This is a genomic window from Methylobacterium sp. V23, from assembly GCF_002917135.1.
GTDB lineage: Bacteria > Pseudomonadota > Alphaproteobacteria > Rhizobiales > Beijerinckiaceae > Methylobacterium.
Genome location: NZ_PDHT01000004.1, coordinates 13,210 through 34,634, shown reverse-complemented (window position 1 = coordinate 34,634; position 21,425 = coordinate 13,210). Strand labels below are relative to the sequence as shown.

Here is a 21,425-nt window from a genome sequence, read left to right as displayed (position 1 = left end):
GGGTTCAGCCCGCCGCGACGTTGTCGATCAGGCGCGTGCGGCCGAGATAGGCCGCCGCCAGCACCCGGGCCGGCCGCGAGGCGTGCTCCACCGGCGCCAGCGTCTCGGCATCGCGGACCTCGAGATACTGCACCGGCGCGAAGCCCGCTTCGACCAGCGCGGCCCGGCCTCCCGCGATCAGGGGGCCGGCGCTTTCGCCGGCCGCGAGGCCCGCGGCGATCTCGGACAGGACGGCGTGAAGGCGTGGCGCGCGCGCCCGCTCCTCGGGGGCGAGGTAGCGGTTGCGCGACGACAGGGCGAGGCCGTCCGCCTCCCGCAGGGTGGGAACGCCCCGGATCTCGACGGGCAAGTCGAGGTCGCGCACGGCGCGGCGGATCACCAGGAGCTGCTGGTAATCCTTCTCGCCGAACAGGGCGCAGTCCGGCTGGACTTGGTTGAGGAGCTTGGTCACCACCGTGGCGACGCCCGAGAAATGCCCCGGCCGATAGGCGCCGCACAGGCCCTCGGTGAGCCCGCCCACCTCGATCCGGGTCGAGAAATGCTCGGGGTACATCCCGGAGACTTCCGGCAGGTAGGCGGCATCGACCCCCGCCTCCGCCAGCAGGGCGAGGTCCGTCTCGGTGTCGCGGGGATAGCGCGAAAAATCCTCGTTCGGGCCGAACTGGGTCGGATTGACGAAGATGCTCGCCACGACGCGTCGGCCGAGGCTGCGCGCCCGCGCCATCAGGGCGAGGTGGCCGGCATGGAGCGCCCCCATCGTCGGCACCAGCACCACCCACTCGTCGGCCCGGCGCCACGCGGCGACCGCGGCCCGCAGGGGGGCGACGGCCGTAAACCGGAGCAGGGAGGCGGGATCGGACATCGGCGGGTCGTCCTTGACAAGGTCTTCGGCAAAGTCTCGCGGGCGCGGATCGCGTCCCGGCGCGAGACCTAATCGCCCCGCCGACGGGACGCCAGACGCCTCAGGGACAATAGGGCCTCAGGGGCCGGCCGTAGGGATCGTCGACCCCGAGGGGTGGGGTGAAGCCGTAGTAGCTCGGCTTGCCGAGGCCGTAGGCCGAGCCGACATAGCTCGGGTCGCCGGGGGCATCGGTGGGGATCGGAACCCGCCGGGGAATGCAGCCGGCCAGCCGCCGGCGCGGTATCGGTGAGCGGTTTACCACGCCACCGTCCTCCTCCGCCTGCGGGAAGTAGCGCGGCAGGCTCTCGGGCTCCGGCGCGTAACCCTCCGCCGCGCGGCCAGGGGTCGGGAAGGCCAGGCCGCCGAGATCCGCCGCACCGGCAGGGGCTGCCAACAATCCGGCCAGGAGGGCGAGCACCGTCCCGTCCCGTCTGATCGTCACACCACCACGCCGCATCGGGTCCACTCCTCGCGGGACGACGGTGGCAGGCAGGCGTGAACCGAGTGTTAACCATAGGCCGTTGCGATGACCCGGCCGATCGCCGCGTGGGCCGCGTCGCGGGCCTCGCTCGTGGCGTCCGACCCCGTGATGTAAACGGCTGCCACCAGGGGCGCCCGGGCCGGCGGGCGCAGGAGCGCCACCACGTTGGCGGTGCCGTAGGCCCCGCTGCCCGTCTTGTCGCCGATGCCCCAATCGGCCGGAAGCCCCGCCCGCAGGCGCTTCGTTCCGGTGCGGGAGGCCGTCATCCAGCCCTCGAGCCGGGCGCGGCCGGCCTCCGACAGCGACGGTCCGAGCAGGATCTTCCCGACGGTCGCCGCCATCGCGGCGGGCCGGGTGGTGTCGCGGGGATCGCCGGGCACGGCCGAATTCAGGTCGGGTTCGGTTCGGTCGAGGCGGGTCACCGGGTCGCCGAGGTCCCGGCAAAAGTCGGTCAGGGCCGCGGGACCACCGAGGGCACCGAGCAGGAGGTTGGCGGCGGTGTTGTCGCTCCAGACCAGGGCGGCGGCGCACAGAGCTTCCACCGACATCGTCCCGGCCTCCGGTCCGCCCGCCCTCAAGGCGTGGGTGGTGACGGGGGCGTAGGTGTCGAGGTCGGCCTCGCCGTAGGCGAGCCGCCGGGCGAGCCGTTCGCGGCCCGCCTCGACCCGGGCCAGGATCGCGGCGGCGAGGGGCAGCTTGAAGGTGCTGCAGAGCGGGAAGGTGCCCTCGGCGTCGTGCAGCAGGGCGGGTCCGCCACCCGTGTCGAGGACGGCGATCCCGGCGCGGCCGCCCAGGTCGCCGGCGATCCGCGCCAGCGCCGCTCCGGCGTCGGCGAACCGGCCCGCGGGACCTGGATCGGTCTTTCCCTGACCCTGGTTCTGGCCCTGGGCCGCGCTCGGCCGTGGCCGCAGGGGCAGGAGGGCACCCGCCCCGAGGAGGATCCGTCGCGTCAGGCTCATGCGGTTCCGGTCGAGGGGCTCAGGTGGGTCGTGGAGTGGTCAGGGTGCGGTCCGGGCCCGGCCGTCGAGGGAGGCGAGGCGCGAGGACATTTCCCTCGGCTGCGCGGCCGCGGCCGCCGGCCGGCTCAGGGCCCGGGCGAGGCCGGGGAGGTCGGGGGCCGCGACGGTGCCGGGTCCGTAGAGGTGGGAATCCAGGGCGTCGAGGCCTGCGGCGACCTCCGGCTGGGCCCGCCAGGCCTGCACGAGGTCGGGCTGCTCCAGGAGGACGGGGTCGAGATGGGCGCGGAAGCCCCGCGCGTCCCGGGCCGAGGCGGCACGTCCGAGCGCCCGGCGCGTCCGCGCGTCGAGGCGCCGGCGTCCCGAACGCCCGCCGGTGCCGAAGCCCAGCAGGGCGAGGCCGAGGCCGAAGGCGCCGAGGGCCGCGGTCGCCACCACGAGGGGGGAAGCCGGCAGGACGGGTTTCGCCTCGTCGTCCCGGTCGGGCAGGCCGCCGCCGATCTGGCGGGCGGGAATCTCGGCCTCGCGCAGGGTGCGCGAGACGGTGTCGAACCACGGGATGACGATCGCGTCGAGGGGGATGATCTCCTCGATCGCGGGGCGCACGTCCCACTGGTAGGTCGCCCGTGCCACCGGGCCGGCAGGCGTGATGATCGTCTCGCGGGTCACCGGCCCGGCGAAGGTGAGGATGCCGCGCGTGCGCATCACCGGGCGGGGCGGCAGCCCCTCGGCGACCATGCCCTGCGCCTCCAGGGTGACGATGCGCCGTGTGGTCTCGCCGAGCTTCACCGTCTCGGGATCGGGGCTCCAGGAATCCGTGATCGTCACGTCCTTGGCCGGCAGCCACCAGGGCTCCTTCGCGTCGGGGCCGCCCACCGGCTTCGTCCAGGTGGCGACCGGTAGGGTCACCGGAGCCGAGGGCACGTCGACCACGACCCGCTTCCCGCCGTCGTTGACGGTGAGGCGATGCAGGAACGGATCGATGGTGAAGTCGCCCGGATGGTGCGGGAAGATCGCGACCACCCGGTCGAAGGCGATGGCCACCTGCCCGTCGGGCAGGCGGGTCTTCGACCAGAGGTCGCGGCCGAGCTGCGTCCAGCTGAAATTGGCGAGCGACGGCTGGATCACCTCCTCCAGCAGGATCGGCTGGCGGTAGACCCCGTGGATGCGCAGCAGCACCATCTCGCGGGAGAACGGATCGGCGTTGCCGTTGCGCTCCGGCGTCACCGTGAGGGTGAGGTCGCCGGGACCGATCTCGGCCCGGGCCGGGAAGGGCGCGAGGAGGAGGACGGCGAGGCCCGCCGCGAGGACGCCCCGCCGAGTCCGGAACGCGAACCGATCGCTCACCATGGATTGCTCCCGCCGGGCACCGCCGTGCCGGCCTCGACGCGGGCGGCCTGTTCCGCTTTCAGGCGCAGCTTGAGATACCGTCCGGGATCGTCCGGCAGAGTCTGCAGCCAGAGGCGGTCGGGGCGGATCTCATGGGCCTCGAAGCTCTTCGTCACGCGGCGCACCTCCCGCTCGGGGGCCGCCGCGACCATGGCCGATCCCGCCCCGGTGCGGCCGCGCCCCGCCGCGTCGCTGGCCGAGCCGCGGGCCTCGCCCTTGCCGGAATCCACGGAGACCTGCTCGGCCTTCCCGCGCCGGGCGACCTTGCTGTTGCCCGGCGTCGAGGAGGTGGTGCCGCCCTCCTTGTTGCCGGCCAGACCCTCGCCGCTGGAGGTGGCCTGGGTGTCGTCGTTGGGGTCCTGGTTGGAGGTCTTGTTGTAGCGCGCGCCCACCGTGGCGGTGGCGTTGGCCACGCCGCCGCCCTTGCCGGGATCGCCGGCGCCCTCGTCCACGAGGCGGGCGATCAGCGAGCGGTTGGCCTGTGCGTCGGCATCGCGGGGGTTGTACTGGAGCGCGGCATCGTAGGCGTCGAGGGCGCCCTGCAGGTCGCCGGATTTCGCCAAGGCATTGCCGAGGTTGTAGGCGTTGCGCCGGCCGCCGTTGCGGAACAGGGCGGCGGCCTCGTCGTAGCGCCCGGCCTGGTAGAGGGCCGGGCCGCGCCAGGCCGGGTCGTCGAACACCCAGGCGGCGGCCCCGGGCAGGCCGGCCCCCAGCAGAGCACGGCCGAGGCTGGTGCGCGGCTGCGCCGTCGCCGTCAGGGCAAGGATGCCGGCGCCCGCGAGTCCCAGGGCGGCGAGGCGTGCCCGGCGGGTCCAGTCGCGGGGAAGGGCGGGCAGGCGATCGGACAGGACACCGAGGGCCATCAGGCGCTCCTGCGGAACAGGACGAGGGCCGGCAGCAGCGCCAGCAGCACGAGCCAGCGCCCGAGATCGGCGAAGGCCAGGACGGTGTAGCCCCCGGCGGCGAGGTGCTGGGCGGTGCTGGCGCCCACCGCATCGAGCACCGGGGCGGGGCTGTCGAGGAGGGCGAAACGGCCCGAGCCCGCGTCGGTCAAACGCTCGAGGGCGCCTCGGTCGGGCTTGGGCGACCCCGCGGGCAGGCCGGGTCCGGCGGGGACGAAGAGGCCGTGCAGGTGCCAGCCCTTGGCGCGGATCGCGGCGGCCTCGCGCAGGGCCGCGTCGCCGATGCCGTCGCCGTCCGTGACGAGGACGACGTCGCCCGCGATCACGCCGGCCTCCGCAAGGGTGCGGCGGGCTAGGGCGAGGCCGCGCTCGGGATGGGTGCCCCGGTCCGGCACGGTATCGCCGTCCAGGGCGAACAGGGTGGAGGACAGGGCGTCCCGGTCGGTGGTGGGCGGGGCGGCGAGATAGGCGTCGCCCGCATAGACCACCACGGCGACGCTGCGGGTGCCGGCGGCCTCGGCGACCCCCTGCGCCACCTGGCGCACGTCCTTGAGGTGACCGCCCTCCGCGACGGAACGCGACAGGTCGCATACCACCACGGTCGCGTCGAGGTTGCGGAAGGTGGCGGCGTCCGGGCGCTCCACCGCCGGGCCGGTGAGGGCCAGGGCGACGAGCCCGGCCGCGATCGCCGCGGCGAGGTTCGCCTGCCGGCGTCCGCCGAGGACCGCGCCGCGCCGGGCGAGCAGCGCCATCAGGCCGGGATCGACGGCCCGGGTCCAGTCGCCGAGCGGCGCCGAGCGCCAGGCCGCGCGCAGCGCCAGGGCGGCCACGAGGGGGATCGCCACCAGCCACCAGGGCCGCAGGATCGCGCAGGTGGCGAGGACGGTGTCGAGGAAGCTCATGCGGTCCGCCGCGACGCGAGGAGGCCGGCCGCGGCCAGGAAGGCGAGGGCGGCGGGCCAGGGCCAGAGGTCCTTGCGCAGGGGCACCGGCGGCGCCTTGGCGCGCCCGCCCTCGATCGCGTCGATGGCGTCCGCCATGGCGATGAGGTCGTCGGTGGTCTTCACGCGGAACATCCGGCCACCGGTGAGGTCGGCGATCTCGCGCAGGGTCTCGGTGTCGACGACGTCCTGCTCGCCGTCGGCGTTGGAGAGGTCGCGGGGCCCCAGTGCGATGGTGTGGACGCGGACGCCGAGCTCCTTGGCGAGGCCGGCCACGTCCCGGGGCGTGGTCTGGCCGGCATTGTTGGCGCCGTCCGTCATCAGGATCACCACCTTGGCGGTGGCGGCCGGCACGCCCTCGGCCTCCGGTCCCGCCGGGGTCAGGCGCTTGAGGGCGAGGCCGAGGCCGTCGCCGATGCCGGTGGAGCGGCCGACGAGGCCGATGGTCGCCTCGTCGAGGGCGCGGGCGACGGTGGCGGTGTCGAAGCTCGGGCTGGCGGCGACGTAGGATTCGTTGGCGAAGATGACGAGGCCGATGCGGTCACCGGCCCGGCGGCGGATGAAGTCGGTGCCGACGCGCTTGACCGCGGCGAGGCGGGTCACGGTCTGGCCGTCGAGGGCAAAGTCGCGCCGCTCCATCGAACCCGAGAGGTCCATCACCAGCATGATCTCGCGGCCCGATGCCGGCAGGGCGGTGGCCGGCAGGACGAGGCGCGGTCCCGCCAGCGCGACCACCAGGCCCGCCCACAGGGTCCAGACCAGGAGGGTGCGGCCGCGGCCGCGTGCCGCCACGCTGTCGCCGCGGGCGGCCTCGGACACCAGGGACGGCGGAACCCGCAGGGCGCCACTCGCCCCGACCCGCTCGGGGGGCATCAGCCTCGCCGCCAGGAGCGGCAGGGGCAGGAGGAGCAGGGCGTACGGGCTCGCGAGGTCGAAGGCCGAGGCGAGGGCGGTGAACCAGTGCGGCAAAAATCCCGTCAGCATGGCTCAGGCCCCGATCCGGGCGAACAGCCGCGCCAGCTCGGCATCCACCGGGCCGGGCTCGGGCGCGCCGCGCCGGTAGAGCCCCTCGGCGAAGATCCGGCCCGCGCCGGCGCTGAAGAAGGTCGTGGCGAAGAGCCGGTCGAGGGCGGCGGCCCAGGCGTCGCCCTGGGCGTCGGCCGCGGCGTCCCCCTGGAGGGTGCGGGCGAGGCGGCGCAGGAGCTGCGCCTGCGCCACCCGGCGGCGCTCCGGCGGCAGGGCGTTGGCGGCGGCGAGGTCGGCCAGGGCCGCGCGCCGGACGGAGCCGCGCCGGCGCGCCCGCAGCAGGCGGACCAGGCCGAGGACGAGGGCCGCCGTGAAGCCCAGCGCGATGGCGAGCATCACCGCGCCCTGGGCCCCGCCCGTCTCGGCGGGCAGGTGCAGGCCGCGCAGCTGGTCGAGGCCCTGCGGGGCGTCGGGCGTCACCTGGCCTCTCCCTGTCGGCTTGGTCCCCGAGAGCTTCTTGGTCCCCGAGAGCCTGTCGGTCCCCGAGAGTTCGGCGCCCTACAGCATCGCATCGAGGCGCTCCATCAGCGGGGCGTAGGCCTCCGGGCCGGCCTCGACGTCGAGGCGCAGGCCCGCGATGCCGCGCTGGGCGTAGGCGACGAGGCGGGCATCGGTGCCCGCGGAGGCCCGGTCGGTCCGGCTCGCCTGCACGGTGCCGCGCCGGCCGTCCGGCGTGGCGAAGGGGTAGAAGCCCGGCGGCCGGGCGCGCTCGAAGGCGTCGCTGACCAGGACGAGGCGGATCGACAGGCGCTCGGCCATGATCGTCAGCAGGGGGTCGAAATCCGGGCCCGGGGCGTCGAGGGCGCTGCCGATGACGAGGTGACCGCCCGAGGGCAGCAGGCTCCGGGCCAGGGTCAGGGCCGGCGCGAGGGGCGGATCCTCGGCGGCCCCGTCAGCCAGGGCCCGGGCATGGGCCAGCGCCAGGGCGCCGGTGAGGGCGGTCATCGCCCGCTCGCCGCCGGCCGGGCGGACCACCACGGGCTCGCCGGCGCCCGCCGCCACGAGGCCGATGCGGCCGCCGTCGCCGACGATGCGCCAGCCGAGCAGGACCAGGGCCTCCGCGGCCGCCACCGAGCGCAGGGCACGGCGGGTGCCGAACAGCATCGAGGGCCGGACGTCGAGGAGGAGCACCACGGCGCGGTCGCGCTCGTCGTGATGGGTGCGCACGTGCAGGATGCCGGTGCGGGCGGTGGCGTTGCGGTCGATGTGCCGGCGGTCGTCGCCCTCGGACCAGAGGCGCACGTCGTCCGGCTCGGAGCCGCGCCCGCGCCGCCGCGTCACGATCCCGCCGGGCAGGCCCGCCAGCGTCCGGGTGGCGGGGCCGGAGCCCCGTCGGGCGAGGTGGCGCAGGCCCATCAGCGCCTCCCCCGAGAGGTGGATGCCCGGCGCCCTCAGCGAGTCGGTGTCCGGCACGAGGGCGGGGGCCGGGCTCGGCACGGTCATGGTCGCTCTCAGAGAGCCCGCACCCGCTGGACGAGGCCGCGGATGACGCCCCGGGCCGTCTGGCCCTCGGCGGCGGCGCGCCAGGTCAGGCCGATGCGGTGGGCGAGGGCGTCGGCGGCGAGGTCCGCCACGTCCTCCGGGATGACGTGGTCGCGGCCGTGCAGATAGGCCCGCGCCTTGCCGGCGAGCATCAGCGCCAGGGTGCCGCGCGGGGAGGCCGGGTGCTCGATGGCGGCGCGCAGGTCCGGGGCCGCCGCGTCGGTGCGGGTGCCGGCGACCAGCCGCACGAGATAGTCCTTGAGGGCCGGGGAGACGTAGACGTTGAGGGCGGCCTCCCGGGCGGCGCGGATCTCCGCCACGGTGAGCCGCACCGGCATCGCCTCCGCGTGGTGGTTGAGCTCGCCCTCCACGAGGTCGAGGATGCGGCGCTCGGCGGCCTCGTCCGGCATCTCCACCAGGACGTGGAGCAGGAAGCGGTCGAGCTGCGCCTCGGGCAGCGGAAAGGTGCCCGCGTGCTCGATCGGGTTCTGGGTCGCCACCACCATGAACGGGTCGGGCAGGGCATGGGTGTGGCCCGAGACCGTGATCTGACCCTCGGCCATGGCCTCGAGCAGGGCCGACTGCACCTTCGGCGGCGCACGGTTCACCTCGTCGACGAGGACGAGGGAATGGAACAGGGGGCCGGGCAGGAACTCGAAGTCGCCGGCATCCTGGCGCCACACCGTGGTGCCGGTCAGGTCGGCGGGCATCAGGTCGGGGGTGCACTGGATGCGGGCGAAGCTGCCGTCGAGCCCGTCCGACAGGCGCTTGACCGCGCGGGTCTTGGCGAGGCCGGGAGCGCCCTCGATGAGGAGGTGGCCGCCGGTGAGGAGGCCGATGAGGAGGCGCTCGACCATCGCGTCGGCGCCGATGAGCCCGTGCAGAAGGCCGTCGCGGAGCGCGAGGACACGGCCGCGCAGGGCGGCGTCCACGGGCGGGGCGCCGGTCGCCGGCCGTTCGGCGAGGGCCGCGCCGCTCATGCGGAACGGCTCGCGCCGGCCGAACGGATCGCCCGGATCGTCGATGAAGCAGGACTCCGTCCAACCGGGCGCTGCCGTCGAACAGGACTCTGCGGAGCAGGAACGGTCGGCCGGTCCATGCGCGTCTCCTCGGTGATCTTTTTTGGGTCGGATCCCTGCGCGATCCGCCGCCTTCGGGTGTGCCCGCTGCGCGGGGCGGGCGTCAATCCCGCCCCGGCATCCGCGAGGCCGCAGGGCGTGCGCCGGGCCTCCCGGTCCGAACACAACTTTGCGGGCGCGGCGTCAGCGGAAGAGTTCGTCCGGTCCCGCTCAGAGTTTCTTCGACATCGGGGCCGCGCCCTGTCCGGCCATGCCCGCGCAGCAGCAGGCGGTCTTCTTCGTCCGGGACGGTTTCATGGCGCCGGCCCGCATGTCCATCTTGCCCTTGCCGCACATCATGCCGGCACCGCCTCCGCAGCACCCGGCGGCCTGCGCGGGAGCGAGGCCGGCCAGGGCGAGGCCGGCGGCCAGGGCGAGGGCGGTGAAACACGTCTGCATCGGGGAAAGTCCTGCTGGGGAGGGGAATGGGAGGGATCTAGTCGGAAAACCGCGCGCTTCTACCCGGAACGACGCCGCCCGCGACCGCGAACCGCCGCCCCGCCCCGTGCGTTCCCCGGGCCCCTGCCGGAGGCGCCGTCCGTGACCACCGATCTCTTTCCCCGCTTCGCCGCCCCCTGGATCGACATCCCGGCCGGCCGCTTCTTCGCCCGCATCGGCGGGCCGGAGGACGGGAGTCCGGTGCTGCTCCTCCACGGCTTTCCGCAGAGCCATGCCTGCTGGCATCGGATCGCCCCGGCCCTCGCCGAGCGCCACCGCGTGATCTGCCTCGACCTCAAGGGCTACGGCTGGTCGGCCGCCCCCGAGGGCGACCCGCGCCACGCGGCCTACGCCAAGCGCACCCTCGCGGCCGAGGTGGTGGCGGTGATGGAATCCCTCGGCCATGTCCACTTCGCCCTCGTGGGGCACGACCGGGGCGCCCGCATCGGCTACCGCCTCGCCCTCGACGAGCCGGGGCGGATCGCCCGGCTGGCCCTCCTCGACATCCTGCCGACCCTGGTCCAGTGGGAGCGGATCGAGGCCAACCCCCGCAAGCCCTCGCACTGGCACTTCCTGGCCGAGGCCGCGCCGGGCCCGGAACAGGCCATCGGCCGCAACCCGGACGCCTATTTCGAGGGGCTGCTGCGCGACTGGAGCGGAGACGGGTCCCTCGAGGCCTTCGCGCCCGCCGCCCTGCATCTCTACCGGCAGGCCTGGGGCGTGCCCGAGCGCATCCAGGCCTTCTGCGAGGATTACCGGGCGGGGGCCACCCGCGACCGGGAGGCCGATCTCGCCGACCTCGCCGCCGGGCGCCGGCTCGCCTGCCCGACCCTGATCCTCACCGGCGACAGTTATCTCGACCGCAGCACCGAGACGCCGCTGGCCGCCTGGCAGCGCACCTTCGCGCCGGGCGCCGTCGCCGCCGAGGTCACGTCCGGCCATTTCCTGGCCGAGGAGAACCCCGCCGCGACCCTGGCGGCCCTGCAAGCCTTCCTGGCGTGAGCCGGCGGGTCTGCAAGCCTTCCTGGCGTGAGCCGGCAGGTCTGCCGGCAGAACGGCGTATCCGTTCGCAGCCGGAGCCTCAGCTGTCTGATCCGCGCTCGCATGCGCGCTGTATTCCGCCGTACTGGGAGGCAGACGTCAGGGTTTCGAGCCTTTCGCTCGCCGCAACGCGCGGCCTGTCTGGGAGCGCGATTGATGAGCGATCCGCGCGCCGGGCCGAAAAACCTCGGAATACAACCAAGACGTCGCGGAACTTCGATCATGGGCTGCGAGATCTGAATACGTTAATCATTATTTCAGGGCCCTCTCACGAAAATGTGAGCACGACGCCGCGTCCCTGAGAGACCGATCAAGGTCCCGCGCCGGCGCCGTCCACGGGGGCCGCCATGCGCGCATTCAACGATCTCAAACTTCTGGGAAAGCTCGCTCTTCCGAGCCTGATCCTCATCCTCGTGGCGGTCGGGCTGGTGGTCCTGGCCCGCGCCAGCCTCGCCACCCTCGCGCAGAACACGACCCAGATCGTCGATGTCCGCGCCACCCGGCTCTCCGTGGCCCAGCAACTCGCCCTGGCCGTGGATGAGGCGGTGATCGCCGAGAAGAACACCATCATCGAGACCGACGCCGCGCTGATGCAGCAGGACTTCGCCCATTACCAGGCGAGCCGCAAAGCCGCGCTGGAGGCCAACGACCGCCTGATCACCCTCGCCGACACCGCGGAACGCCGGGGAATCCTGCAGGGCGTCCGCAGCGACCTCGCGGCGTTCTTCGCCGTCGCCGACCGCTCCATCGCCCTCGGCCTGCGCAACGAGAACGAAGCGGCCGCCCGGATCTCGAAGCTGGAGGTCCGCCCGGCCCGGCTCAAGATCGCCCAGAGCGTGGCGACCCGCGTCGCCTCGAACCTGCGCGACCTCGAGACCGCCAAGCAGGCAGCGACCGAGACGGCCGAGAGCGCCACGCGCACCCTCATCGTCACCGCCATCCTGGGTCTCGGCTTCGCGGTCGGCCTGCTCGCGCTGATCACCCTCTACGGCGTCACCCGCCCGCTCGCCGCCATGACGGCGGCGATGGGCCGCCTCGCGGCCGGCGACCTCGCGGTGGCGGTGGCGGGCACCGCGCGGCGGGACGAGGTCGGCCTCCTGGCCCGCTCGCTCCAGGTCTTCAAGGACAACGCCCTGGAGGCCCGGCGCCTCGCCGAGGCGCAGGCGGCCGAGGACGCCGCCAAGATGCGCCGGGCCCAGCGCCTCGACACCCTGACACGCGCCTTCGAGAGCAACGTCTCGGTCCTGACCCAGGGCCTGGCGGGCGCCGCCACCGAGATGGAGGCCACGGCCCAGTCGATGAGCAGCGTCGCCGGCCAGACCAACCAGCAGACCGTGATCGTCGCGGGCGCCGCCGAGCAGACCTCCGCCAACGTCCAGACGGTGGCGGCGGCCAGCGAGGAGATGTCGGCCTCGGTGCAGGAGATCGTGAGCCAGGTCAGCCTGTCGGCCCGCATCGCCGACCAGGCGGTGGAGAATGCCCAGCGAACCGACGCCACCGTGCGCCGCCTCGCCGGCACCACCGAGCGCATCGGTACCTTCGTCGAGGTGATCTCCAGCATCGCCGCGCAGACCAACCTGCTGGCGCTGAACGCCACCATCGAGGCGGCCCGCGCCGGCGATGCCGGCCGGGGCTTCGCCGTCGTCGCCTCCGAGGTGAAGGAACTGGCCGGGCAGACCGCGAAGGCCACGGGGGAGATCGGCGAGCGCATCACCGAGATCCGGACCGCGACCCAGGAGGCCGTCGGCGACATCGAGGCCATCAGCCGGATCATCGCCGAGATGTCGCGCTACGCCGCCTCGATCGCCGCCGCCATGGAGGAGCAGGGGGCCGCGACCCAGGAGATCACCCGCAACGTGCAGGAGGCGGCGCGCGGCACCGAGGAGGTGACCACCAACATCGCCGGCGTGCGCGACGGCGCCGGCCAGACGGGGGCGGCCGCCTCGCAGGTGCTCAGCGCCGCCCAGGAACTCGCCCGGCACTCCGAGAACCTGACGCGCGAGGTCGGCGGATTCCTCGCAGACGTGAAGGCCGCCTGAGCGGGCCCGGGGGGACGGCGCCGCTCGTCGCGCGATCTCGCCGGCGATCTCCAGGGTTGACGCCCCTGGCGGTTGGCGGGAAGGAGAACCCAACCCTTCAGACGGATGCGCGGCCCCTCCCGTGAGCGGGACGGGGCCGCGGCCGCCGCCCGCACGAGAGCGAACCCCGCGCATGACGACCTCCTTCCTGCCGATCGACCGCGCCGTGATCGCCCGCGAGGCGGCCAAGATGCTGCTCGAGATCAAGGCGGTGCACTTCTACCAGGAGAAGCCCTTCACCTTCACCTCGGGCTGGGCGAGCCCGGTCTACATCGACTGCCGCAAGATCATCTCGTACCCGCGCCTGCGCTCCACCCTGAACGACTTCGCGGCCGCCACCATCGTACGCGACATCGGCTACGAGTCGATCACCCACGTGGCCGGCGGCGAGACCGCCGGCATCCCCTTCGCGGCCTGGATCTCCGACCGGCTGATGCTGCCGATGCAGTACGTGCGCAAGAAGGCCAAGGGCTTCGGCCGCAACGCCCAGATCGAGGGCGAGGTGGTGGAGGGCGCCAGGACCCTGCTGGTGGAGGACCTCGCCACCGACGGGCGCAGCAAGGCGCTGTTCTGCAAGGCCCTGCGCGATGCCGGCGCCCAGGTCGACCACTGCTTCGTGATGTTCTTCTACGACATCTTCCCCAACAGCCGCGAACTCATGGCCGACCTCGGCGTCCAGCTGCACTACCTCACCACCTGGTGGGACGTGCTGGCGGTGGCCAAGGAGAGCGGCCATTTCGACCCCAAGATCCTCGCCGAGGTCGAGAGCTTCCTGCACGAGCCCGCCAAGTGGTCGGCGGCGCATGGCGGCATCTCCGACTACCCGCAGGCCTGATCCCGGTCGCGCCGTCATGGTCCCGTCATGGGACCGCGTCAGGGCAGGACGATGATCCCCTTCCTGTCCGGGCCGATGCCCGAAGTCGTCAATTCGGCGCTCAGCCTCCTCGTCGCCTTCGGGCTCGGCACCCTGATCGGGGCCGAGCGCCAGTACCGGCAGCGCACGGCGGGCCTGCGCACCAACGTCCTGGTGGCGGTGGGGGCGGCCGCCTTCGTCGACCTCGGCATGCGCCTCGAAGGGGCGCCCGGCGGCACCCGCACGGTGGCCTACGTGATCTCGGGCGTCGGCTTCCTCGGCGCGGGCGTGATCATGAAGGAGGGCATGAACGTCCGCGGCCTCAACACCGCCGCGACCCTGTGGTGCTCGGCGGCCGTGGGCGCCTTCGCGGGCGCCGACTTTCCCCTGGAGGCGGCCTTCGTCACCGCCGCGGTGCTCGCCGGCAACACTCTGCTGCGTCCCCTCGTCAACGCCATCAACCGCGCCCCGATCGACGAGAGCCAGACCGAGGCGACCTACGAGGTGCAGGTGACGGTGCAGGCGGAGGCCGCCGGCCCCACCCGCGACCTCCTGGTGGAACGCCTGGAGGCGGCGCAGTACCCCGTCGGCGGGATCGAGGTGGTGGAGCGGGGCGAGGACACCGTCGAGGTGGTGGCGACCCTGGTGGCGACGGCGGTGGCCGGCGCCGAGCTCGACGCCGTGGTGGCGGGCCTCGCGCGGATGCCCGGCATCGAGCACGCGACCTGGTCGGTGCAGACGGCGGATTGAGGCCCGCGCGGGTGCGCCCGCGCACCTCGGCGCGGGCCGCCCGGATTGCCGGATCGGTGCCAGCGTCCAACCTCCGGCAGAGGGGAAGGCGGCGTCGCCGGGCGCCCGGCCTTTCCGCGAACCAGGAACCCCATCACCATGGCATCCCAGAAGAACGCGCTCATCGTCGGGGCCTCGCGCGGCCTCGGGCTCGGCCTCGTCGAGACTTTCCTGCACCGCGGCTGGCGGGTGACCGCGACGCAGCGCTCGGCCTCCCCGGGCCTCGCCGCGCTGGCCTCCGACGCCCTCACGGTCGAGACGGCCGATATCGACGATGACGGGGCGGTGTCCGCCCTGCACGACCGCCTCGCGGGCCAGAGCTTCGACCTGATCTTCGTGGTGGCGGGCGTCGCGACCCAGGCGCACGAGCCGCTGCACCTGGTGCCGCGCGACGTCGCCGCCCAGGTCTACCTCACCAACGCGGTCAGCCCGGTGCGCTTCGCCGAGGCCTTCCTCGACCGGCTCGCACCCCGGGGCCTCGTCGCCTTCATGAGCTCGATCCTCGGCAGCGTCGGCCTCAACGAATCCGGCGGCTGGGAGAATTACCGGGCGAGCAAGGCCGCCCTCAACACCCTGGTGCGCAGCTTCGAGATCCGCCACCGGGACGCCGGCTTCGGTGTTCTGCTGCTGCATCCGGGCTGGGTCCGCACCGAGATGGGCGGGGCCGATGCCGATATCGATGTCGCCACCAGCGTCACCGGCATGGCCGACGTGATCACGGCCCAGCTCGGACGGACCGGAACGGCCTATCTCGACTACACCGGCAAGACTCTGGACTGGTAGCAAGAGTCTGGACTGGTCGATGGACGGGAAACGCCGGGCCGGGGAAAACCGGCCCTCCCGGTCAGGGGCGCCCGATCGGCGGGCGTCCGCGCCGCTCGACCACCACCGGCGGCCGGGTCCGGCGCTCGACGATGACGGTGCGCGGTGCCCGGCTCGGGCTGGCGGCGGTGAGGATGCGCTCCGGCATCCGGTCCGAGACCCGGTCGGGCCTGGCCTCCGACCGGACCTTGGCGGCAGCGACCACGTGCTCGCGCACCGCCTCCGGCGGCAGGCCGATCAGGCCGGCGGCGATCTCCACCTGCTGGTCGATGTCGTCGGCGAGGTCCTGGGCCGCGGCGACGGCCTCCGGGATGGTCGGCGGCTCGCGCCGCACACGGATCGGCGGGAGATCCTGGAAAGATTTCGAGGGCTTCTTCACGGCGCGACTCGCTTCGGGCATCACCGGACCATACGCGCGATCCGGCCGTTTGTGCAGTGCACACATTCGCGGGCGAGCCGCGCGTTCGGCGCATCGCGGGGGCGTGATCGATTTCCGGTCAGCCGCCGATGGCCCGTCCTCGAACGGGCCTGCATGGGCGAGAAGCGTCCTGCCGGCGGATTGGGCAAATCCGGGCGTCGAAATGCCGCGCTCCCGCGGGAATCGTCCGGGCGGTTGCGATGCGGCCGGCGGGCGCCGATAGTCGGCGCCAGGATGGGTGGGGCTATGGCGGATTCCCTCTTCGATCTCTCCGACCCGCGTCTCGTGCCGGCCCGGCCCGAGATCGCCGATGCCCGCCTGCGCGGCCATGTGGCGGCCGAACGCTACGTCGTGGGCGAGGCGCGCGCGGTGGTCGTGCCCTCGGCCCCCTTGCGCCGGACGCCGCGCTTCGATGCCGGCCTCGAAACCGAGGCGGTGATGGGGGACGCGGTGACCGCCTACGGCGCCGAGGAGGGCTTCGCCTTCGTCCAGTTCGCCCATGACGGCTATGTCGGCTACCTGCCCGAGGCGGCCCTCGGCCCCGCTCTGGCACCGACCCACCGCGTCATCGCCCTGCGCACGTTCCTCTACCCCGGCCCGGACCTGAAGCAGCCCGCCAGCGGCTGGCTCACCCTGGGCGCCCGCCTCCACCCGACGGAGACCCAGGGCGACTATCTCCGGATCGCGGGCGGCTACGTCTTTGCCGGCCACTGCGCGCCCCTCGACGCGGTCGAACCCGATTACGCCGCCACCGCGGAGCGCCTCGTCGGGACGCCCTATCTCTGGGGCGGGCGCACCAGTCTGGGTCTCGATTGCTCGGGCCTGGTCCAGCTCTGCCTCGCGCAGGCCGGGCGGCCGGCGCCGCGGGACGCCGACCAGCAGGAGCGCGGGCTCGGCGAGGCCCTGCCCCCGGACGTCGGGGACCTGCGCCGCGGCGATCTCGTGTTCTGGCGCGGCCATGTCGGGCTGATGCTCGACGCCACCCGCCTCATCCACGCCAACGGCCACCACATGGCGGTGGCGGTCGAGCCCCTCGACGAGGCCGTCGCCCGTATCCGGGAGAAGAGCTACGGCCCGGTGACGTCGCTCCGGCGGCTCAGCCCTTCAGCCGCATCTTGATCCGATAGACCAGGCCGTCGCGGACGTCGCGGTAGGCGTCGAGGCGCTGCTCCCGGGTGCCGTCCTGGATGTTGGTCGGGTCTGGGGTCGGCCAGTACTCGACCTCGACCGCGTTGGTGCGGGTCAGCTCCAGGGCGGCGTGGTGTGCTTCCGGCGCCAGGGTGATGATGAGGTCGAAGTTCAGGCCCTCCCACTCCTCGAGCTGGGCCAGGGTGCGCGGCTTGTGACGCGCCGCGTCGATGCCGATCTCGTCGAGGGCCGCCACCATGAAGGGATCGGCCGGTTCGCCGGAGCGCACCCCGGCCGATTGCACGTAGATCGACCTGCCGAAGTAATGGCGTGCGATGGCCTCCGCCGCGAGCGAGCGCACGGCGTTGAAGTTGCACATGAACAGGGCCGACTGCACGCGCGTCTTCTTCGGGCCGGTCGCGTCCGCCATCCGGTCGTCTCAGCCTCGCACTTCGAGAGGGGTCGCGGCTCAGGCCTTCCAGTGCAAGGCGAAGACCAGGGTGAAGAGGCGGCGCGCGGTGTCGTGGTCGAGGTCGACCTTGCCCTCGAGGCGCTGGCGCAGCAGGTCGGACGCCTCGTTGTGCAGGCCGCGCCGGCCCATGTCGATCGCCTCGATCTGGGTCGGCGAGGCGGTGCGGATGGCGTTGTAGTAGCTCTCGCAGATCATCTCGTAGTCGCGGATCACCCGACGGAACGGGGTCAGCGACAGGAGGTGGGTCATCACCGGTTCGCCGTCCTCGCGCTTGATGACGAGGGCGAGCTTGCTCTCCACGAGTCCGAGGGTGAGGGCGTAGGGGCCCTCGCGGCCGGGGACCGTGAAGCTGTTGTCCTCCAGGATATCGAAGATCGCGATGGCGCGCTCGTGCTCCTGATCCGGGTTGCCCCGGCCGATCGATTCCTCGTCGAGGGTCACCACCGCGAGGCGATGCGGCGACTTCGCCTTCGCCTCCGGCGCCTTTCCCGCCGACGCCTGGGCGTCCTGGGATTTCACGTCGCTCGATTTGGCCGCGCCGGACATCAGGCCCTCACAGGTTCAGGCGGATCGCCACCGAGCGGGCGTGGCCCTCCAGGCCCTCCGACCGTCCGAGGGCGATGGCCGAGGGGCCCAGCGCCCGGAGGGCCGCCGGGTCGCAGCGCAGGATCGTGGTGCGCTTCATGAAGTCGAGGACGCCGAGCCCGGAGGAGAACCGCGCCGAGCGGGCGGTGGGCAGGACGTGGTTGGGGCCGCCGACATAGTCGCCGATGGCCTCCGGCGTGTACGAGCCGAGGAAGATCGCCCCCGCATTCCGCACCTGGGCGGCCAGGGCCTCGGCATCGGCGGTCTCGATCTCGAGGTGCTCCGGGGCGAGGCGGTCCACCAGCGGCACCGCCTCGTCGAAGTCGCGCACCACCACGATGGCACCGTAGTCGCGCCAGCTCGCCCGGGCGATCTCGGCCCGGGGCAGGGTGGTCAGCGCACGCTCCACCGCCTCGGCGACGTTGTCGGCCAGGGCCTCGGAATCGGTGATCAGGATCGACTGGGCCGCGGCATCGTGCTCGGCCTGGGCCAGGAGGTCGGCCGCCACCCAGTCAGGATTGGCATGCGCGTCGGCGAGGATCAGCACCTCGGACGGGCCGGCGATCATGTCGATGCCGACTTGGCCGAACACCCGGCGCTTGGCCGCCGCCACCCAGGCATTGCCGGGACCGACGATCTTGGCCACCGGCGCGATCGTATCCGTGCCGTAGGCCAGGGCCGCCACCGCCTGGGCGCCGCCGACCCGGTAGACCTCGTCGACGCCGGCCAGATGCGCGGCGGCGAGGACCAACGGGTTCAGGGTGCCCTCCGGCATCGGCACCACCATGACGACGCGGGGCACCCCGGCGACGCGGGCCGGAATGGCGTTCATCAGCACCGAGGAGGGGTAGCTCGCGGTGCCGCCGGGAACGTAGAGGCCGACGGATTCGAGGGCCGTCCAGCGCCAGCCGGCGGTGACCCCGAGGCTGTCGGTGGCCATGTGGTCGCCGGGCACCTGGGCGGCATGGAACGCCTCGATGCGGGCGGCCGCGAACCGCAGGGCCTCCAGGGCCTCGGCCGGGCAGGCCGCGACGGCCGCCTCGATCTCGGCCGGGGTCACCCGCAGGGAGTCGACGGTGAAATCCTCGCCGAACCGGTCGAAGCGACGGGTGTAGTCGACCAGTGCCGCGTCGCCGCCCGCGACCACGCCGGCGATGATGCCGCGCACGGTCTCGTCGACATCCTCCGAGATCTCGCGCTTGACGCTGAGCAGGCGCGCGAAGGCGGCGGCGAAGTCTTCGTCGCGGGAATGGAGACGGACCATCAGGCGTTTCCCTTCGGGGCGTTTCCCGCAATCGCGGCGCGTCCGGCAGCCACGGCCTCGTGGTCGGGCCGCCCTTCCACTTCCCAGACCGGCCCGAGATCCTTGAGCTGGGCCTCGATGCATTCGAGGTCCAGCTGGATCGCCGCGCCGCCGGCAAAGACCAGGGTGGCGGTGCCGGAGGGCGCCTCGGTCGGCTCGAAGGTGATGGCGAGGAGCTCGAGGGGCGCGTCCGCGTCGGTCCCTGGCGTGATTCCGCGGCTGCGCACGCGCAGCACCCGGTCGAAATGCATGCCGGTGAGGCGCCGGCGCGGCGGCGCATCGTCCGCCGCCGACCAGTCGAAGCGGCGGGCCACCAGGACGAAGCGGTGCTGCGCGCCCAGATAGGCGAGGTCGCTCGCCTTCAGGATCGCATCCTGCAGGTGGGCGGAGATGACCGCCAGGTCTTCGGCATCGAGGGCGGCGAGCTTGAGAAGCTCCATGATCGGGTGTCGCGCTCTTGTCGGCGGGCCGGCCCGGGCGCGGGCTCGACCCTTCAAGGGATGGGAGCCGTAGGTAGCGAGGCGACCCGCCCACGGCAACTGGCGGGTGGCATTCCGGGAGTCGGACGTCATTCAGGATCCGGACAGCGAGACTGGGTCATTGTCCCTCCGGCCGAAGCTGCTAGGGACCCGGCGCTGCGCCGCTCCTCCCCCGGCGAACGGAGTCGTCACGTGTCGGCCGCATCCCTGTCCCTCCCCGGCGAGGCCCCCCAGTCCCGCGACGGCGTCGCCCCGATCCGCGCGGTGGTCGCGATCCCGGTGCGCAACGAGGCCGAGCGCATCGCCGCCTGCCTAGGCGCCCTCGACGCCCAGACCGGCCTCCCGCCGGGCAGCCTCGGGGTGGTCCTGTTCCTCAACAACTGCACCGATGCCACCGAGGCCATCGTCGCCGACCTCGTGCCGCGGATGTCGGTGCCGGTCCGGGTCACGCATGTCGACTATGCCGGGGCCCATGCGGGCTGGGCCCGGCGCGAGGCGATGGACCGGGCCGCCGAATGGCTCGGCGCCGAGGGCATGATCCTGTCGACCGACGCCGACAGCCGGGTTCCGCCCGACTGGGTCGCGCGCAACCGGGCCGCCCTCGACCGCGGCGCCGACGCGGTGGCCGGCCGCATCCAGCTCGATCCGGACGAGCGGGCCCTGCTGCCGCCCTCCCTGCACTGGCGCGGCGACCGGGAGGACATCTACAGCGATCTCCTGACCGAGGCCGAGGCGCGCATCGACCCGGATCCGCACGACCCCTGGCCCTGCCATCGCACCACCATCGGCGCCACCTTGAGCGTCAGCGTCTCGGCCTACCGGGCGGTCGGCGGCATGCCGGCCATCGCCCTGGGCGAGGACGGCGCCTTCGTGGCGCTGCTGCTCGCCCAGGGCCTGCACGTCCGGCACGACCCGTCCATCCGCGTCACGGTCTCGGGGCGGCTGGTGGGACGGGCGCCGGGCGGCGTCGCCGACACCATCCGGGCGCGCTGCGAGAAGCCCGACAGCCTGTGCGACGCCCGCCTCGAATCGGTGCCGCGGGCGCTCTTCCGCTACGCCTGGCGCCGCCGCCTGCGCCGGCTGCACGCGGCCGGCCGCCTCGGGACCGAGCGCGGCTGGGCCCGGGCCCTGCGGATCGCGGAAGCGGACGCCGCCCGCGTCGCGGCCCATGCCCTGGCCGGACATGCCGTGGCCGAGGCCGAGCGCGCCAGCCCGCGCCTCGTCCATCGTCCCCTCGGGCCGCGGCAATTGCCCGCTCAGATCCGGGTTGCCCGGGCCGTGCTTCCGCTGGTGCGTCTCGTCACGCGGTTCCTCGGCTGAAACGCGCGGTCGAGACGCGCCAGGCCCCTCAGGCCGCGTTCAGCCCAGGGGCGCTAGACCGGGCCGTGATGAGACGGCACATCCGAGGGGAGCCATCCATGACGGGCAAGTCCACGAAAACCATCAAGTCCATGACGACCATCAAGTCCACGATCCTCGCGCTCGCCACCGCGGCGACGCTCGGCACCGGCTTCGGCGCCTTCGAGGCGCGGGCGCAGTACGACGACGGCGACGACGACCGGCCGCGTCGCTTCGAGCGCCGCTACGACGCGGATCGCTACGAGCACCGGCGCTACGACGAGGACCGGTACGACCGGCGCCCCCGGGGCTATGGCGGCGGATTCGGGCGCCTCTGCCTGACCCAGCGCGGCAACTGCATCACCCGCCCGCAGCCCTACGGCTCCCGCTGCGGCTGCGACATCCCGGGCTTCGGCCGCAAGCACGGCGAGATCGGCGGCTGATCTTCCGAGGGCCCTCCGCCCCGTTCGGGCGGAGGGCCGGTTC

24 protein-coding genes are annotated in these 21,425 nt (G+C 73.5%); 8 read left to right on the top strand and 16 right to left on the bottom strand.

The window, feature by feature from the left end; translation table 11 throughout:
• Positions 1–4 precede the first annotated feature (4 nt).
• From panC to CRT23_RS29055, 11 genes are all read right to left on the bottom strand, one after another.
• A complete protein-coding gene (gene panC / locus CRT23_RS05810) occupies positions 5–862 on the bottom strand; it encodes a pantoate--beta-alanine ligase (protein ID WP_103708961.1) in 858 nt (285 codons plus the stop codon).
• Between the two features lie 100 nt (positions 863–962).
• Positions 963–1,358 (bottom strand): hypothetical protein, encoded by a 396-nt coding sequence (locus CRT23_RS05805; protein ID WP_103708960.1) that lies wholly within the window; start codon positions 1,356–1,358, stop codon positions 963–965.
• A 50-nt stretch (positions 1,359–1,408) separates the two neighbouring features.
• Positions 1,409–2,341 carry a class A beta-lactamase gene (gene bla / locus CRT23_RS05800; protein WP_103708959.1) on the bottom strand — a complete coding sequence of 311 codons (933 nt, stop codon included), beginning with the start codon at positions 2,339–2,341 and terminating at the stop codon, positions 1,409–1,411.
• A 39-nt stretch (positions 2,342–2,380) separates the two neighbouring features.
• Positions 2,381–3,688: a BatD family protein gene (locus CRT23_RS05795; RefSeq protein ID WP_103708958.1), complete on the bottom strand. Its 1,308-nt coding sequence runs from the start codon at positions 3,686–3,688 to the stop codon at positions 2,381–2,383.
• Entirely contained in the window at positions 3,682–4,590 is a 909-nt protein-coding gene (locus CRT23_RS05790) for a tetratricopeptide repeat protein (RefSeq protein WP_103708957.1), read from the bottom strand. The genes CRT23_RS05795 and CRT23_RS05790 overlap by 7 nt, the downstream gene beginning before the upstream one ends.
• On the bottom strand, positions 4,590–5,531 hold the full coding sequence (locus CRT23_RS05785; RefSeq protein ID WP_055946614.1) for a VWA domain-containing protein: 942 nt from the start codon (positions 5,529–5,531) through the stop codon (positions 4,590–4,592). The genes CRT23_RS05790 and CRT23_RS05785 overlap by 1 nt, the downstream gene beginning before the upstream one ends.
• On the bottom strand, positions 5,528–6,538 hold the full coding sequence (locus CRT23_RS05780; RefSeq protein WP_103709066.1) for a VWA domain-containing protein: 1,011 nt from the start codon (positions 6,536–6,538) through the stop codon (positions 5,528–5,530). Before CRT23_RS05780 ends, CRT23_RS05785 begins: the two co-directional genes overlap by 4 nt.
• An 18-nt stretch (positions 6,539–6,556) precedes the next feature.
• Positions 6,557–7,015 carry a DUF4381 family protein gene (locus tag CRT23_RS05775; RefSeq protein ID WP_103708956.1) on the bottom strand — a complete coding sequence of 153 codons (459 nt, stop codon included), beginning with the start codon at positions 7,013–7,015 and terminating at the stop codon, positions 6,557–6,559.
• 78 nt (positions 7,016–7,093) lie between these two features.
• Positions 7,094–8,038 carry a DUF58 domain-containing protein gene (locus tag CRT23_RS05770; protein ID WP_245435986.1) on the bottom strand — a complete coding sequence of 315 codons (945 nt, stop codon included), beginning with the start codon at positions 8,036–8,038 and terminating at the stop codon, positions 7,094–7,096.
• A gap of 8 nt (positions 8,039–8,046) precedes the next feature.
• On the bottom strand, positions 8,047–9,057 hold the full coding sequence (locus tag CRT23_RS05765; RefSeq protein ID WP_055946622.1) for an AAA family ATPase: 1,011 nt from the start codon (positions 9,055–9,057) through the stop codon (positions 8,047–8,049).
• 309 nt (positions 9,058–9,366) lie between these two features.
• A complete protein-coding gene (locus tag CRT23_RS29055) occupies positions 9,367–9,594 on the bottom strand; it encodes a hypothetical protein (RefSeq protein ID WP_181017263.1) in 228 nt (75 codons plus the stop codon).
• 141 nt (positions 9,595–9,735) lie between these two features.
• Here CRT23_RS29055 and CRT23_RS29050 point away from each other — a divergent pair, with 141 nt between their 5' ends.
• The 5 genes from CRT23_RS29050 (at position 9,736) to CRT23_RS05735 (ending at position 15,177) form a co-directional block, all read left to right on the top strand.
• Positions 9,736–10,635: an alpha/beta hydrolase gene (locus CRT23_RS29050; protein WP_103708954.1), complete on the top strand. Its 900-nt coding sequence runs from the start codon at positions 9,736–9,738 to the stop codon at positions 10,633–10,635.
• A gap of 386 nt (positions 10,636–11,021) precedes the next feature.
• Positions 11,022–12,713 carry a methyl-accepting chemotaxis protein gene (locus CRT23_RS05750; RefSeq protein WP_103708953.1) on the top strand — a complete coding sequence of 564 codons (1,692 nt, stop codon included), beginning with the start codon at positions 11,022–11,024 and terminating at the stop codon, positions 12,711–12,713.
• A 172-nt stretch (positions 12,714–12,885) separates the two neighbouring features.
• Entirely contained in the window at positions 12,886–13,587 is a 702-nt protein-coding gene (locus CRT23_RS05745) for an orotate phosphoribosyltransferase (RefSeq protein WP_055946638.1), read from the top strand.
• 51 nt (positions 13,588–13,638) lie between these two features.
• On the top strand, positions 13,639–14,355 hold the full coding sequence (locus tag CRT23_RS05740) for an MgtC/SapB family protein (RefSeq protein WP_103708952.1): 717 nt from the start codon (positions 13,639–13,641) through the stop codon (positions 14,353–14,355).
• Between the two features lie 138 nt (positions 14,356–14,493).
• On the top strand, positions 14,494–15,177 hold the full coding sequence (locus CRT23_RS05735) for an SDR family oxidoreductase (protein WP_103708951.1): 684 nt from the start codon (positions 14,494–14,496) through the stop codon (positions 15,175–15,177).
• Between the two features lie 61 nt (positions 15,178–15,238).
• On the opposite strand, the gene CRT23_RS05730 is transcribed toward CRT23_RS05735, so the two are convergent.
• On the bottom strand, positions 15,239–15,616 hold the full coding sequence (locus tag CRT23_RS05730; RefSeq protein WP_055946647.1) for a hypothetical protein: 378 nt from the start codon (positions 15,614–15,616) through the stop codon (positions 15,239–15,241).
• A 264-nt stretch (positions 15,617–15,880) separates the two neighbouring features.
• On the opposite strand from CRT23_RS05730, the gene CRT23_RS05725 reads away from it, so the two are divergent.
• On the top strand, positions 15,881–16,753 hold the full coding sequence (locus CRT23_RS05725) for a C40 family peptidase (RefSeq protein WP_103708950.1): 873 nt from the start codon (positions 15,881–15,883) through the stop codon (positions 16,751–16,753).
• Here CRT23_RS05725 and CRT23_RS05720 read toward each other — a convergent pair.
• From CRT23_RS05720 to CRT23_RS05705, 4 genes are read right to left on the bottom strand one after another with little or no spacing between them, the layout of a single operon-like run.
• Complete coding sequence (locus tag CRT23_RS05720; protein WP_103708949.1) at positions 16,731–17,192, bottom strand: low molecular weight phosphatase family protein; 462 nt, start codon at positions 17,190–17,192, stop codon at positions 16,731–16,733. The two genes, CRT23_RS05725 and CRT23_RS05720, sit on opposite strands and share 23 nt — an antisense overlap.
• Before the next feature lie 39 nt (positions 17,193–17,231).
• On the bottom strand, positions 17,232–17,780 hold the full coding sequence (locus tag CRT23_RS05715) for a UPF0262 family protein (protein ID WP_082512765.1): 549 nt from the start codon (positions 17,778–17,780) through the stop codon (positions 17,232–17,234).
• Between the two features lie 7 nt (positions 17,781–17,787).
• On the bottom strand, positions 17,788–19,083 hold the full coding sequence (hisD, locus tag CRT23_RS05710) for a histidinol dehydrogenase (RefSeq protein WP_103708948.1): 1,296 nt from the start codon (positions 19,081–19,083) through the stop codon (positions 17,788–17,790).
• A complete protein-coding gene (locus CRT23_RS05705; RefSeq protein ID WP_055946659.1) occupies positions 19,083–19,562 on the bottom strand; it encodes a DUF2948 family protein in 480 nt (159 codons plus the stop codon). The genes hisD and CRT23_RS05705 overlap by 1 nt, the downstream gene beginning before the upstream one ends.
• 294 nt (positions 19,563–19,856) lie before the next feature.
• On the opposite strand from CRT23_RS05705, the gene CRT23_RS05700 reads away from it, so the two are divergent.
• Both CRT23_RS05700 and CRT23_RS05695 read left to right on the top strand, forming a co-directional pair.
• Positions 19,857–20,921: a glycosyltransferase gene (locus CRT23_RS05700; RefSeq protein ID WP_245436007.1), complete on the top strand. Its 1,065-nt coding sequence runs from the start codon at positions 19,857–19,859 to the stop codon at positions 20,919–20,921.
• Between the two features lie 98 nt (positions 20,922–21,019).
• Complete coding sequence (locus tag CRT23_RS05695; protein WP_245435985.1) at positions 21,020–21,382, top strand: hypothetical protein; 363 nt, start codon at positions 21,020–21,022, stop codon at positions 21,380–21,382.
• Positions 21,383–21,425: the final 43 nt, after the last annotated feature.